12 protein-coding genes are annotated in these 13,860 nt (G+C 72.7%); 9 read left to right on the top strand and 3 right to left on the bottom strand.

The window, feature by feature from the left end; translation table 11 throughout:
• Positions 1 to 186: 186 nt before the first annotated feature.
• The gene (locus LCE31_RS12160; RefSeq protein ID WP_225014218.1) at positions 187 to 1,320 is read right to left on the bottom strand and encodes an ABC transporter substrate-binding protein; all 1,134 of its coding nucleotides are present in this window, start codon (positions 1,318 to 1,320) and stop codon (positions 187 to 189) included.
• A gap of 201 nt (positions 1,321 to 1,521) precedes the next feature.
• Here LCE31_RS12160 and LCE31_RS12155 point away from each other — a divergent pair, with 201 nt between their 5' ends.
• Positions 1,522 to 2,490 (top strand): NAD-dependent epimerase/dehydratase family protein, encoded by a 969-nt coding sequence (locus LCE31_RS12155; RefSeq protein ID WP_225014217.1) that lies wholly within the window; start codon positions 1,522 to 1,524, stop codon positions 2,488 to 2,490.
• A gap of 214 nt (positions 2,491 to 2,704) precedes the next feature.
• On the opposite strand, the gene LCE31_RS12150 is transcribed toward LCE31_RS12155, so the two are convergent.
• Positions 2,705 to 3,034 (bottom strand): DUF427 domain-containing protein, encoded by a 330-nt coding sequence (locus LCE31_RS12150; RefSeq protein ID WP_225014216.1) that lies wholly within the window; start codon positions 3,032 to 3,034, stop codon positions 2,705 to 2,707.
• A gap of 129 nt (positions 3,035 to 3,163) precedes the next feature.
• Between LCE31_RS12150 and LCE31_RS12145 the strand changes: the two genes are divergently transcribed.
• The 5 genes from LCE31_RS12145 to LCE31_RS12125 all read left to right on the top strand — a co-directional run bounded on the left by LCE31_RS12145 (position 3,164) and on the right by LCE31_RS12125 (position 10,380).
• Entirely contained in the window at positions 3,164 to 3,703 is a 540-nt protein-coding gene (locus tag LCE31_RS12145) for a TIGR00730 family Rossman fold protein (RefSeq protein WP_225014215.1), read from the top strand.
• A 75-nt stretch (positions 3,704 to 3,778) separates the two neighbouring features.
• Positions 3,779 to 4,468, top strand: coding sequence for an SDR family oxidoreductase (locus LCE31_RS12140; RefSeq protein WP_225014214.1), 690 nt, complete (start codon positions 3,779 to 3,781; stop codon positions 4,466 to 4,468).
• 92 nt (positions 4,469 to 4,560) lie between these two features.
• On the top strand, positions 4,561 to 5,526 hold the full coding sequence (locus LCE31_RS12135; RefSeq protein WP_374118458.1) for a methionine synthase: 966 nt from the start codon (positions 4,561 to 4,563) through the stop codon (positions 5,524 to 5,526).
• A gap of 20 nt (positions 5,527 to 5,546) precedes the next feature.
• Positions 5,547 to 7,886: an NAD-dependent DNA ligase LigA gene (ligA, locus tag LCE31_RS12130; RefSeq protein ID WP_225014232.1), complete on the top strand. Its 2,340-nt coding sequence runs from the start codon at positions 5,547 to 5,549 to the stop codon at positions 7,884 to 7,886.
• 373 nt (positions 7,887 to 8,259) lie between these two features.
• Entirely contained in the window at positions 8,260 to 10,380 is a 2,121-nt protein-coding gene (locus LCE31_RS12125; protein ID WP_225014212.1) for a putative bifunctional diguanylate cyclase/phosphodiesterase, read from the top strand.
• Between the two features lie 126 nt (positions 10,381 to 10,506).
• On the opposite strand, the gene LCE31_RS12120 is transcribed toward LCE31_RS12125, so the two are convergent.
• Positions 10,507 to 11,376, bottom strand: a complete 870-nt coding sequence (locus tag LCE31_RS12120; protein ID WP_225014211.1) for a PhzF family phenazine biosynthesis protein — start codon at positions 11,374 to 11,376, stop codon at positions 10,507 to 10,509.
• Positions 11,377 to 11,692: 316 nt separating this feature from the next.
• Here LCE31_RS12120 and gatC point away from each other — a divergent pair, with 316 nt between their 5' ends.
• From gatC to LCE31_RS12105, 3 genes are read left to right on the top strand one after another with little or no spacing between them, the layout of a single operon-like run.
• Positions 11,693 to 11,992, top strand: a complete 300-nt coding sequence (gene gatC / locus LCE31_RS12115) for an Asp-tRNA(Asn)/Glu-tRNA(Gln) amidotransferase subunit GatC (RefSeq protein ID WP_225014210.1) — start codon at positions 11,693 to 11,695, stop codon at positions 11,990 to 11,992.
• Positions 11,989 to 13,491, top strand: a complete 1,503-nt coding sequence (gene gatA, locus LCE31_RS12110) for an Asp-tRNA(Asn)/Glu-tRNA(Gln) amidotransferase subunit GatA (RefSeq protein WP_225014209.1) — start codon at positions 11,989 to 11,991, stop codon at positions 13,489 to 13,491. The genes gatC and gatA overlap by 4 nt, the downstream gene beginning before the upstream one ends.
• A complete protein-coding gene (locus LCE31_RS12105) occupies positions 13,488 to 13,730 on the top strand; it encodes a hypothetical protein (protein WP_225014208.1) in 243 nt (80 codons plus the stop codon). Before gatA ends, LCE31_RS12105 begins: the two co-directional genes overlap by 4 nt.
• Positions 13,731 to 13,860: the final 130 nt, after the last annotated feature.

The following is a 13,860-nucleotide window of genomic DNA, read 5'->3' as shown; positions in this document are numbered from 1 at the left end:
GGCAGCGGTGGGGCCGGGGATCTGGTCGTGGTGGTCACGGGGGTCACCTCAGGTGGCGGACGGGGCTGATGGGGCGCCGATGGTCGAGATCCTGGGGGCGGTCGGTGGCGATCTGTGTCTGTGTCTGTGTCTATGTGCGGCAGTCTGCGGCGGTCGGCGGCATGCTGCGGCGGTCGGTGGCCGGGATCAGCCGTTGCCCCGCGCGGAAGAGACGCCGCGGAGCTGTTCGTCGTACTTCTTGTCCCAGTCGGTCGTGGTGTCGGTGAGCCCCTTCACGTCGAAGGGCACCAGGTGGATGCCTTGGAGGCTGGTGTCGCCCGGCACCTTCGTGGACGGGGTGAGATGCAGGCCCGCCAGCACGCGCTGGCCCTCGTCGAGCATCCAGTCGTAGAACAGCCAGGCGGCCGCGGGGTGCTGGGCGCCGCGCAGCATGCCGACGCCGTTGGGCCGCGGGAAGGCCGGCAGCGGGTTCGTGCCGTCGGGCAGCCGGTAGGCAACCGGCGCGCCCTTCAGCCGCGCCTGCTCGGTGATGTACGTGTAGTTCATCGAGTCGAGCGGTGTCTGACCGGCCCCGAGCAACGCCATGATCGTCGTGTGGCCCTTGGTGACATGGGAGTTGGCGACGATGCGCCGCCACAGCTCATCGACCTGGGCCTGGCTCTTGCCGTGGGTCAGCCAGTAGTGGGTGACGTTCTCGTACCAGTCGCTGTCGGTGGGTTCGAGTGTGATCTTCCCCTTGTACCGGGGATCGGCGAGCGCCTCCCAACTGCGGGGCACGTCGGCTGCCTTCACCAGATCGGTGTTCCAGGCGGGCAGGAACACATTGAACCGGTCGGCCGTCCAGTCGGGGAAGCGGCTGGAGGCGGCGACCCGATCCTGGCCGGGTCCTGTGTACCGCGCGAGCGCCCGCTGGCTGTCCAGCGACGACATCTCCAGGAAGTCGGACTCGACGGCGTCGGCACCGAGCTTGCGTGCCTGCGACTCCTGGAGAATCCGCTGGAGGATCGTCTCCGAGTTGCCCCGGAACATCGAGATCTTGATCTGCGGGAACTGCCTCCTGAACGCCTTGGTGACGGCGTCGGCGACATCGTCCGTGAGCGAGGTGTAGACCTCCAGCGAGCCTTCCTCGTCGGCCAGTTGGACCGCCTTCGCGCGCTGCCGCGCGGGCGGCTGCGCCTGGATCTCGTCGTACACCTGCTGGGCGTGCGGCGAGACGACGGCGGCGGTGCCGATCCGTCCGTCGTCGGCCGCGCCGGCGCCGCAACCGGCCACCAGGAGAAGCGAGAAGGCGCCTGCGGCGCTCTTGAGCCCGATCCGCACTGCCGGTTCCTTTCGGTCACCCTCAGACATGTGGCGACAGTCTTACCATTGGACCTTTTACTGAGGAAGGGGTCGCGCACAGGGGAGTTGGGGACCGGTGCTTGCGGGACGCCTCGGGAACCTGTGTCGGTCCGGCGCGTCCGGCACACCCGGCCCCGCCGGGCGGGCGCAGTCCTGAAAAGGCGTCATAGGCTCGGCCGCATGCGACTACTGGTACTGGGCGGAACGGCCTTCGTGGGGCGCGCGATCGTGGCCGAGGCGCTGGAACAGGGGGACGATGTCACCCTGTTCGGGCGGGGACGGACGGGCGTGGAGCTCTTTCCCGGGGTCCGGCGGCTCACCGGCGACCGGGACACCGGCGACTACGCGGCGCTGCGCGCGGGCGCGGACGGCGGGGCACGCGGCAGGTCCTGGGACGCGGTCGTGGACGTCAGCGGCTATGTGCCGCGGCACGTGGCCGGTGCGATGGACGCGCTCGGCGAGAGGGCGGGACGGTACCTGTTCATCTCCAGCAACGCCGTGTACGCGGGCCCCGGCGCGGACGAGGACACCCCGCGCAAGGCGCCCGTGCGGGACACGGAAGTACTCGACAACGAGACGTACGGACGGCTGAAGGCCGCCTGCGAGGACGACGTGAGCGCCCGGTACGGCGAGCGGGCCACCCTCGTACGCCCGGGAAAGGTCGTCGGCCCCCACGACACGTCGGACGCCTTTCCCTACTGGGTCCGCAGGGCCGCGGCGGGCGGCCGGGTGGCCCTGCCGGCAGAACCTGACCAGTCCGTGCAGGTGGTGGACGTACGCGACCTGGCGCGGTTGGTGGTCGACCTCCTGCACAACGACCGCGCGGGCGCCTACCACGCCGTGGGCCCGGCGGAGCCGGTCACGTTCGCCGACCTGATCGAGACCTGCGCGCGCACGGCGGGCAGCGACGTGGAGGTGGTCCAGGTCCCGCCGTCGTCGGCGCCGCCGCACTTCCCGCTCGTACGGGCGGACGCCTTCACGCAGCGCAGGAGCCCGGCGCGGGCCCGCGCGGCCGGCCTGCCGGCGACACCGCTGGCGAAGACGGCCGCGGACGTGCTGGCCTGGGACCGGGAGCGCGGCGAGCCGCCGCTGGAGGGCGGGTTCAGCCCGGCGGAGGAGGAACGGGCGCTGGCGCCGGCCCGGCGCTGACCCCGGCGCCGCCGAACTCAGTCCGGGCGCCGGGCGCCGGGCGGCGAGCGCCGGGCGCCGTGTGCGGGGCGTGCCCTCGGGCGTGCACAGCGCCCGCTCGCCACGCGGAGGCGCCCGTCCGAACAGCCGAACGCCGCCCCCGCGCGGCCGGGCCCGACGAGCGGAGCCGCGAGGACCCCGCGAGGCGGCGCCCGGCCGGCGCGGACGGCCGCGCTCAGGCGCTGACGAGCTCCGTGTCGTAGAAGCAGAAGTGCCCCTTGATGGCCTCGACCTCCTCCTTCGGCTCCTCGTACGCCCAGACGAGGTCCTGCGCGTCCGGCAGCGACCAGTAGGAGGCGTCGCCCTTGAACGGGCAGTGCGTGGTGGTGTCCGACGGCGTCAGCAGGTCGACCCGCACGTCCTCCGGCGGCAGGTAGTAGCGCACGGGGCAGCCCGTCTCGTGCAGCGCGAGCGGGGCGTGGCTGTCGGCGAGGACCTGGCCGTCCCGCTCGACGCGTACGTGCTGGGTGCTCGGCTCGACGGTGATCGTGTGTCCGGCGGTCATGGCGGTGGATTCCCTTCGGGTACGCGTACCGGTACCGGCCCCGTAGGGCCCTGCCTTCTACAGCGTCGGGCCGGGCCCTGGTTCTTCCCCGGCCGCCCAACTCGTTCCCGCGTTCTCTACGGTGGTGCCATGAATATCTGTGTCTTCCTCTCCGCAGCAGACCTCGACGAGCGCTACACGCGCCCCGCACGTGAATTCGCCGAGCTGATCGGAAGGGGCGGGCACACCCTCGTGTGGGGCGGCTCGGACGTCGGGCTGATGAAGGTCCTCGCGGACGGCGTCGCGGACAGCGGCGGCCGGCTCGTCGGCGTGTCCGTCGACTTCCTCGCCGCCGCCGCACGCGAGGGCGCGGACGAGATGGTCGTGGCCGGCGACCTCGCCGAGCGCAAGGCGCTGCTCCTCGCCAAGTCCGACGCCGTCGTCGTGATGGTCGGCGGCACCGGCACGCTGGACGAGGCCACCGAGATCCTGGAGCTGAAGAAGCACGGCAAGCACACCAAGCCGGTGGTCCTGCTGAACACCGCCGGTTTCTACGACGGCCTCAGGCAGCAGTTCCAGCGCATGGAGGACGAGGGCTTCCTGCCCATCCCGCTGACGGACCTCGTGTTCTTCGCGGAGGACGGCGTAGGCGCGCTCGCCTTCCTTGAGGAGTCCATGGGCGTGGGGTGAGCCCACGGGCGGCGAGCCGGGCCGCGGACACGGCCGCGTGCGCCCCTGCGGCGCCGGTGGTGGGACCATGACCGCATGGCAACACACCTGATCACCGGCGCCGGCTCCGGCATCGGCGCCGCCGTGGCGCGCCGGCTGCTCGAGCGCGGCGACGACCTGCTGCTCCTCGCCCGCGACGCCGGCCGCGCCAAGGAGATCGCCGCCGGGCTGCCGGGCTCCCGCACCCTCGTCGGCGACCTCTCGAACCCCGACCGGCTGTCCTGGGCGCTGTCCCACCAGACGCTGCCCGACCGGCTCGACTCCGTCCTGCACATCGCGGGCGTCGTCGACCTGGGGACGGTCGCGGAGACCACCATGAAGACCTGGCGCTCCCAGCTCGACGTGAACCTCCTCGCGCCCGCCGAGCTGACCCGGCTGCTGCTGCCGCAACTGCGGATCGCGGGCGGCCAGGTGATCTTCGTCAACTCCGGCTCCGGGCTCAACGCCAACCCCGGCTGGGGCGCGTACGCGGCCTCCAAGTTCGGCCTCAAGGCGCTCGCGGACGCCCTGCGCGGCGAGGAGAGGGCGAACGGGGTCCGCGTCTCGACCGTCTACCCCGGCAGGACGGCCAGCCCCATGCAGGAGAAGGTCCACCAGCAGGAGGGCAAGGAGTACGACGGCTCCCGGCTGATCGACCCCGAGTCGGTGGCCACCGCGATCCTGACCGTGCTCGACCTGCCGCGCGACGCGGGGATCGACGACATCACCGTGAGGCCGGGCCGGTGAACGGTCCGTACGAGGGCGGTCCACGCGACGGCGAGGCCGCGGTTTCGGTCCCCGCGCCTCTGCGCTGGGGCGCGGCCACCGGCGTCGGCTCGATGCCGGGCGGCGACGCCCGCGACACGGCCAGGGGGATCGCGGGCACGGTCGAGGACTTCCCGTTCCTCGCGGAACTGCCCGCGCGCGGTCCCGGCGCCGACATGACCGGCCGGACGATCGGCCTGCTGGCCGAGGTGTACGCGCACGTCGAACCCAGCGGCTGGCGCGTCAGCGACCGGCCGGGCCGCGACACCCGCCGCGCACGGTCCTGGCTCGGCGAGGACCTCGACGCGCTGGAGGAGTTCACCCAGGGGTACGAGGGGCCGCTGAAGGTCCAGGCCGTCGGGCCCTGGACCCTCGCGGCGACCCTGGAGCGGCGCGGCGGCGAGGCCTTCCTCGGCGACGCGGGCGCCTGCCGCTACCTCGCCGAGTCGCTGGCCGAGGGGCTGACCGGGCACCTCGCGGAGGTACGGCGCCGGGTGCCGGGCGCCCGCGTCGTGCTCCAGCTGGACGAGCCGTCGCTGACGGCCGCGCTCCGGGGCGGCATCAGGACCGCCAGCGGCTACCGCACGCACCCGGCCGTGGACCGGCAGGTCGTGGAGGACGCGCTGCGGCAGGTGCTGGGCAGCGCCACGGCGGCGGGAGCGGCGGCGACGGCCGTCCACTCCTGCGCCCCCGACGTGCCGTTCGCGTTGCTGCGCAGGGCGGGCGCGGACGCTGTCTCGTTCGATTTCTCCCTGCTCACCGAACGTGACGACGAGACGATCGGGGAGGCCGTGGAGGGCGGTACGCGGCTGCTCGCGGGAATCGTGCCGGGCACTGACACGGCATTGTCGGACCCTGCCGGTAGCGTCATGGGTGTCAGGACGCTGTGGCGCAGGCTGGGGCTGGAACCGGGACTTCTGGCGGAGTCCGTGGTGTGCACCCCGACGTGCGGGCTCGCGGGCGCTTCACCCGCGTACGCCCGGCGCGCGCTCGCGCATGTCGTCCGGGCGGCGAGATCCCTCGCGGACAACCCTGAGTGACGGCACGGGAGGACAAGACGGTGGCAGGCGAACACCACGCACGGCCGGCGGGGACCGGAGAGGCCGCGGTGCCCGCCGAGGCGCGCACCCGGCACAAGCAGCTCTCCGAGGAGATCGACGAGCACCGCTTCCGGTATTACGTGAAGGACCAGCCGGTCATCACCGACCGCGAGTTCGACGAGCTGATGCGCTCCCTTGAGGCGCTGGAGGACCAGTATCCCGAGCTGCGCACACCGGACTCGCCGACGCAGAAGGTCTCCGTCCACTACGAGACGGACCTCGCGGAGGTCACCCACCGCGAGCGCATGCTCTCCCTGGACAACGCGTTCGACGACGAGGAGCTCGCGGCCTGGGCCGAGAGGGTCGCGAAGGAGGTCGGTACCACCGACTACCACTTCCTGTGCGAGCTGAAGGTCGACGGCCTCGCGGTCAACCTCACCTACGAGCACGGGGTGCTGACCCGCGCGGCCACCCGCGGCACGGGCCGCACGGGTGAGGACATCACCCCCAACATCCGCACCATCGAGGAGATCCCGCACCGCCTGAAGGGGAAGCGGATTCCGGCCCTGGTCGAGATCAGGGGCGAGGTCTACTTCCCGATGGAGGCGTTCCAGGAGCTCAACGCCCGGCGCGTGGAGGCGGGCGAGAAGCCGTACGCCAACCCCCGCAACTCGGCGTCGGGCTCGCTGCGCCAGAAGGACCCGAAGGTCACGGCGACGCTCCCGCTGCACATGGTGGTGCACGGGATCGGCGCGCGCGAGGGGTTCGACATCGCCCGCCTCTCGGAGGCGTACGGGCTGCTGCGCGAGTGGGGCCTGCCGACGGGCGAGCACAACCGCGTGGTCGACTCGCTCGACGGAGTGCGGGAGTTCATCGCCTACTACGGCGAGCACCGGCACTCCGTGGCGCACGAGATCGACGGAGCCGTCGTCAAGCTGGACGAGATCCCGCTCCAGGGCCGGCTCGGGTCCACGTCGCGGGCGCCGCGCTGGGCGATCGCCTGGAAGTACGCCCCGGAGGAGGTCAACACCAAGCTGGTGGACATCCGCGTGGGCGTCGGGCGCACGGGCCGCGTCACGCCGTACGCGGTGGTCGAGCCCGTCACGGTCGCCGGTTCCGAGGTCGAGTTCGCCACCCTCCACAACCAGGACGTGGTGAAGGCGAAGGGCGTCCTGATCGGCGACACCGTCGTGCTGCGCAAGGCCGGAGACGTCATCCCGGAGATCCTCGGCCCGGTCGCGGATCTGCGCCCGGACGACGCGCGGGAGTTCGTGATGCCCGCCAGGTGCCCCGAGTGCGACACCCCGCTGCGGCCCATGAAGGAGGGCGACATCGACCTCCGCTGCCCCAACGCGCGCGCGTGCCCGGCCCAGTTGCGGGAGCGGCTGTTCTATCTCGCCGGCCGCAAGTGCCTCGACATCGAGAACTTCGGCTATGTGGCGGCGGCGGCGCTCACCAGGCCGCTGGAGCCGTCGACACCGCCGCTGCACGACGAGGGCGACCTGTTCGACCTGACGATGGAGCAGCTGCTGCCCATCAAGGCGTACGTCCTCGACCAGGACAGCGGGCTGCCCAAGCGCGACCCGGAGACGGGCGAGGAGAAGGTCGCCACGGTCTTCGCCAACCAGGAGGGCAAGCCGCGCAAGAACGCGGTGGCCATGCTGGAGCACATCGCGGCGGCCAAGGAACGCCCGCTCGCGCGGATTCTCGCCGGTCTTTCGATCCGCCATGTCGGACCCGTGGCGGCCGAGGCGCTGGCCCGCGAGTTCCGCTCCGTGGAGCGGATCGAGCAGGCGAGCGAGGAGGAGCTTGCGGCCGTCGAGGGGGTCGGGCCGACGATCGCCGCGTCGCTCAAGCTCTGGTTCGAGGAGGACTGGCACCGCGAGATCCTGCGCAAGTGGCGCGCGGCGGGCGTCCGGATGGAGGAGGAGTCCACCGGCGAGGACCAGGGCCCCCGGCCGCTCGAAGGGCTCACGGTCGTCGTGACGGGCACGCTGGAGCACTACACGCGCGACGCGGCGAAGGAGGCGCTCCAGACCCAGGGCGCGAAGGTGACGGGTTCCGTGTCCAAGAAGACGGCGTTCGTGGTCGTCGGGGAGAACCCGGGTTCCAAGTACGACAAGGCCGTCCAGCTGAAGGTCCCGGTCCTGGACGAGCCGGGCCTGACGACCCTGCTCGACGAGGGCCCCGACGCGGCCCGCGAGGCGGCGCTCCCGGCTGACGAACCGTCTGACGGCAAGGACGGCAACGACGGCAACGACGGCAACGACGGCAACGAGGGCGACGACAGCAACGACGGCAACGACGACAACAAGGACAGTGGCGAACCGGCACAGGACGGGGCCGCGGAGAAGGGCTGAGGCAGGGAGGGGGGCGCACCGCGTCGGCACACGAGTACGGGTAAGGGGCGGTCGGAGAGCGGGCAGCGCCGGGCCGGTTGGCCCGGGGACTTCACCCGGATGCCGGCCGCGCGTCACCCCGGCTTCACCCGGGAGGTGTCCGAGGTGTCCAAGGGCCGGGCAAAGCTCACCCGTTCGGCGCATACCGCCGTGATACGGACTGCGGGGTCGCATTCGGGCAACAGCCTCCGAGCGCTGCGCGTTGGGGCGTTCAGCGGCCTACTGTTGGGGGGTGCGCCTGTCGTGCACGGCTGCGTCACGTCAAGCAGGCCGTGATGGCATGACAACGTGCCATCGCGTGGCATCGGCTCAGCCGGCTGTGAGAGGGACGGGAATGAAACCGACCGAGAGCGCCGCCCTGGTTTCGTCCCCGCGCGGGATCGCGGGGTTCGCGGGCGTGGTCAACATGGTGGCCAGGGTGCCGGGACTGGTGGTCGGCGCCGCGGCGCTCGTGCTGCTGGCCGGCGTGCTCGCCGCCCTGCGGGGCGGTCACGCGCTCTTCCCCGACGGGACGGCGGGCTGGGCGCTCGCCGCGCTCACGGGCGTGATCGTCGGCCATCTCGTCGCGCTCGGCAGGGACCGCTGGTTCGGCGGCACGGGCTCGGGCGCCGCGCTCACCCTCGCCGCCCTGCTGCTGTACGGGTGGGTGGTCGCGGGCCTCGTCAGCGTCGCCGTCGTCGTGGTCGTCGGCCTGGCCCGCAGGCACCGCTGGCGCAACAGCGTGCTGCACGGCGCGTCCGACGTCCTCGGCATCGGCGCCGCCGCGCTCGTCCTCGCGGCCTTCGGCGTCGTACCGACCGTCGAGCGGCCCTGGCAGCCGCTCGGCTGGAACCTGGAGAGCGTCCCGTCGATCGTCCTCGCGGCGGCCGTGTACCTCGCGGTCGCGCGGGTGCTGCTGTGGGCCGTGTTCGCGCCGCGCGGCAGCCAGCTGCCCGCCCTGGACCGTACGGCCCTGGTGCGCCAGGGCCTCGTCGCCGTCGCGCTGCTCGGCATCGCGCCGCTGATCTGCGTGGTCGCCGCGTCGCTTCCGCTGCTGCTGCCGCTGTTCTGCATCCCGCTGATCGCCCTCGACTCCTCGCTGTGGATCGCGAGCGCACGCGCCGAGGAGCAGTTGCAGGACCCGCTGACCGGGCTGCCGAACCGGCAGTGGCTCCTGGACCGGACGTGGACGGCGCTGGAGCAGGCGGGTTCGGCGCACGCGCGCTCGGCGCTCGTCCTTATCGACCTCGACAGGTTCCGGTCCGTCAACGACACCCTCGGGCACCTCGCGGGGGACCGCCTGCTGCTCCAGATCGCCGACCGGCTCCGGGTGGCGCTGCCGCGCGGCGCCGAGGCGGCCCGGCTCGGCGGGGACGAGTTCGCGGTGCTCATGCCGGCCTGCGACTCCACGACGAGCGCACAGCGCGTCGCGCGCCACCTGGTGGCCGAACTCTCCTCCCCGCTCAACCTCGACGGCCTGACGCTCGTCCTGGAGGCCAGCGCGGGCGTCGCCGTCTTCCCCGAGCACTCCCTCGACGCCGAAGGGCTCCTGCGCCGGGCCGATGTGGCGATGTACCAGGCGAAGCGGGACCGTACGGGCGTCGAGGTCTACGAGTCCAAGCGCGACTCGAACACCCCGGACCGGCTCGGCCTGCTGGGCGACCTGAGACGCGCGCTCGACGCGGGCGACGTCGAACTGCACTACCAGCCGAAGGTGCGTTTCGACGGACGCGTGGTCGGACTTGAGGCGCTGGTGCGCTGGTCGCATCCCGAGCGCGGGCAGGTCCCGCCGGACGAGTTCATCGCGATCGCCGAGTCGTCCGGGCTGATGCCCCATCTGACGGAGTACGTGCTGGAGACAGCGCTCGCCCAGGTCGCGAGATGGCGGTCGCAGGGGCTCATGGTGCCCGTCGCGGTCAATGTTTCGCCGCGCGACGTGCACACGCCGGGCTTCGCGGGAGCGGTCGCCGCGCGCCTCGCGCGGCACGGCGTCCCGCCGGGCGCGCTCCAGCTGGAGATCACGGAGCACGTGCTGCTCGAAGACCCGCAGCGGGCCGCGGACACGCTGGCCGGGCTCACCGGGCACGGGGTGAAGATGTCCCTCGACGACTTCGGCACCGGCTACTCGTCCCTCGTGCACCTGCGCCGGCTGCCGGTGAGCGAGCTGAAGATCGACCGCTCGTTCGTCGCGAGGCTGGCGGTCGACGCGGAGGACGCCGAGATCGTCCGCTGCACCGTCGACCTGGCGCACTCGCTCGGCCTGGTGGTCGTCGCGGAGGGCGTCGAGGACGACGAGACCTGGGAGCGCCTGCGCGACCTGGGCTGCGACGCGGTCCAGGGATGGCTGGTGGCGGCCGCGATGCCGCCGCACGAGACCACGGCGTGGCTGCGGGCACGCGGCGAGCGCGGCTGGCGGCGCCCGGCCGAACTGGCGGCCCCGGTCAGCGAGGATGAGCCAGGTCACGCGGTGAAGTAACCGTTCTGCGGCGAGGGCGCGTCCCGGGCCCCGGGCGAGTCCGACCACCCCGGGCGCGCACGCCGACCCCGGGCGAGGCACGCCCTCCCCGGGCGAGGCCGTCCACCCTGGGGCGAGGCCCGGTACTCAGACGCGCAGTGTGCCCTCCGCGACCGTCAGGCCGGTCCCGGTCAGCGTGACCTCCGCGCCGGTGACCGTCACCGCGAGGCGGCTCGGCCGGCGCAGGGCGTGGCCCTGCTCGATGTGCAGCGTGCCTGCGGGCGAGAGTTCGCGCTCCACCAGCAGCGCCGCCAGCGGCCCCGCGGCCGTGCCGGTCGCCGGGTCCTCCCAGATCCCCATGGAGGGGTTGAAGAAGCGGGCGTACGCCGTCGCGCCGTCCCCCGCCTCCTCCACACTGAAGACGTACGCGCCCTCGCCCTCCACCGTGCGCAGCGCGGCGATCAGCCGTCCCGCGTCGGGCCGCGCCCGGTCCACCGCCGCCCGGTCCCGCACCGGCACCATCAGATGCCCCGCGCCCGTGTCGACGACCTGCGCGGGTCCGCCCTCCAGGTCCGCCTCCACCAGGCCGAGGGCCGCCGCGAGCGCCTCCCGGTCACCCGCAGTGCGGCCGAAGCGGGGCGCCGCCTGCGCCATGGACACCAGCGGCGCCCCGTCGGGCGCCAGGTCCACCCGTACGGGAAGGGCCCGGCCGCCGATCTCCTGGGTGTAGTCGCCCGGTCCCGCCGCCTCGCTCTCCGCCAGCCACAGCCACGCGCCCAGCGCGTTGTGCCCGGCGCCGCCCACCTCCTCGCCCGTCGGGGTGAACGACCGCAGCCTGCGGTCCGCCCCGGGCAGCGTGGGCCGCAGCAGGAACGTCGTCTCGGACTGGTTGAACTCCCGGGCGACCGCCCGCATCACGTCGTCCGGCAGGCCGTCCGCGTCCGGGACGAGCGCCAGCGGATTGCCCGTCAGGGGCTTCGTCGCGAACACGTCCACCACAGCGAAGGAGATCCTCATACGGGTCAGACTGCCACCGGTCGACGCGCCGGGCGGCCCCGGCGCAGCCGCCCGCCGTCCTTTCGGCGGCCCGCCCGCGGCTGCGGGGGAGCGCGTGAAAGGCCCGACGGGAGCGAGTGCGAGGGCGGGCAGAATCGAGTTCGAGGGCGGGCGGAAGCGAAGCGGGAGGGCAGGCGGAAGCTGAGCGAAAGGCCGGGCGGAAGCGGAGTGGAGGGCCGAAGGCAAGTACGGCTTCGCGGGCACCCGTGCCCGCGCCATAGGATTGGCCGGGTCTTCACCCGTACGCAAGCCCACCACTCACCCTGAGGATCGTTGCATGCCTGGCATCACGCGCGAGGAGGTCGCCCACCTCGCCCGGCTGGCGCGCCTGGAGCTGAAGGGCGAAGAGCTCGACCACTTCGCCGGACAGCTCGACGACATCATCGGCGCGGTCGCCCGCGTCTCGGAGATCGCCGACCAGGACGTACCGCCGACGTCGCACCCGCTGCCGCTGACCAATGTCATGCGGGCGGACGAGGTCCGCCCCTCGCTCACCCCCGAGCAGGCCCTCTCCGGCGCTCCGGCCCAGGAGCAGCAGCGTTTCAAGGTGCCGCAGATCCTCGGGGAGGAATCATGACCGACACCACCTCCGTCATCAGGCTGACCGCGGCCGAGACGGCCGAGAAGATCGCCTCGGGCGAGCTGACGGCCGTCGAGGTCACCGAGGCGCACCTCGCGCGCATCGAGGCCGTGGACGAGAAGGTCCACGCCTTCCTGCACGTCGACCGCGAGGGCGCCCTCGCGCAGGCCCGAGCCGTCGACGCGAAGCGCGCGGCCGGCGAGAAGCTCGGCCCGCTCGCCGGCGTGCCCCTCGCGATGAAGGACATCTTCACCACCGAGGGCGTGCCGACCACGGTCGGCTCGAAGATCCTCGAAGGCTGGCTGCCGCCGTACGACGCGACCGTCACCAAGCGCCTGAAGGCCGCGGGCGTCGTGATCCTCGGCAAGACCAACATGGACGAGTTCGCCATGGGGTCCTCCACCGAGAACAGCGCGTACGGCCCGACCGGCAACCCGTGGGACCTGACCCGCATCCCCGGCGGCTCCGGCGGCGGCTCGTCCGCGGCGATCGCCTCCTTCCAGGCCCCCCTCGCCATCGGCACCGACACCGGCGGCTCGATCCGCCAGCCCGCCGCCGTCACCGGCACCGTCGGCGTCAAGCCGACGTACGGCGGAGTCTCCCGCTACGGCATGGTCGCCTTCTCCTCCTCGCTCGACCAGGGCGGCCCGTGCGCCCGTACGGTCCTCGACGCGGCGCTGCTGCATGAGGCCATGGCCGGGCACGACCCGCTCGACTCGACGTCCGTGGCCGCGCCTGTCCCGCCCGTGGTCGAGGCGGCACGGCGCGGCTCGGTGGCCGGGATGCGCGTCGGCGTCGTCAAGCAGTTCCGCGGCGAGGGCTACCAGGCGGGCGTGCTCCAGCGCTTCGACGAGGCCGTCGAGGTGCTCAAGGGCCTCGGCGCCGAGGTCGTCGAGGTGGACTGCCCGTCCTTCGACCTCGCGCTGTCGGCGTACTACCTGATCGCGCCGTCGGAGTGCTCCTCCAACCTCGCCCGCTTCGACGCCATGCGCTACGGCCTGCGCGTCGGAGACGACGGCACGCACTCCGCCGAGGACGTCACGGCGCTCAGCCGGGAGGCCGGCTTCGGCGACGAGGTCAAGCGCCGCATCATGCTCGGCACGTACGCGCTCAGCTCCGGCTACTACGACGCGTACTACGGTTCGGCGCAGAAGGTGCGGACGCTGATCACGCGGGACTTCGAGGCGGCGTTCGGCCAGGTCGACGTGCTGGTCTCGCCGACCACCCCGACCACCGCCTTCCCGATCGGCGAGCGCGCCGACGACCCGATGGCGATGTACCTGGCGGACCTGTGCACCATCCCCGCCAACCTGGCGGGCAACGCGGCGATGTCGCTGCCCTGCGGTCTCGCGTCCGAGGACGGCCTGCCGGTCGGCCTGCAGATCATCGCCCCCGCCATGAAGGACGACCGGCTGTACCAGGTCGGTGCCGCTGTCGAGGCGGCCTTCGTGGAAAAGTGGGGTCATCACTTGATCGAGGAGGCACCGTCGCTATGAGCAACGCAATCAGCAAGGCCAAGGGCTTCAAGAAGTCCAAGCAGGGGACGTACCTGTCGATGGCCACGACCGCGTTCGGCGCGGTCAGCGTGGCCAAGCAGATCAAGCGCGCCCGTGCCGAGAACGACACGCTCCGCCTGGTCGACGCCGCGGTCACCGCGGTGACCATCGTCACCGGCCTCGCGATCCTGTACCGCGAGCTCAAGCGCCTCGGCGACGACGACGTCCTGCTGGGCTGAGCCGCGGGCGCAGCCGGGTCGTTCGCCCGCAGGGCCTTCGCTCGTCGGGTCCTCGCCCGTCGGCCTTCGTCAGCCGGGTTCCGCGGGGCGCGGGTCCGGCCGGGAGCGCGGTTTCGCCCCTGGCCGGACC

Origin of the sequence: Streptomyces sp. 8L (assembly GCF_020176795.1) — a bacterium.
Taxonomy (GTDB): domain Bacteria; phylum Actinomycetota; class Actinomycetes; order Streptomycetales; family Streptomycetaceae; genus Streptomyces.
This window is presented reverse-complemented; position numbering and strand designations above follow the sequence as displayed.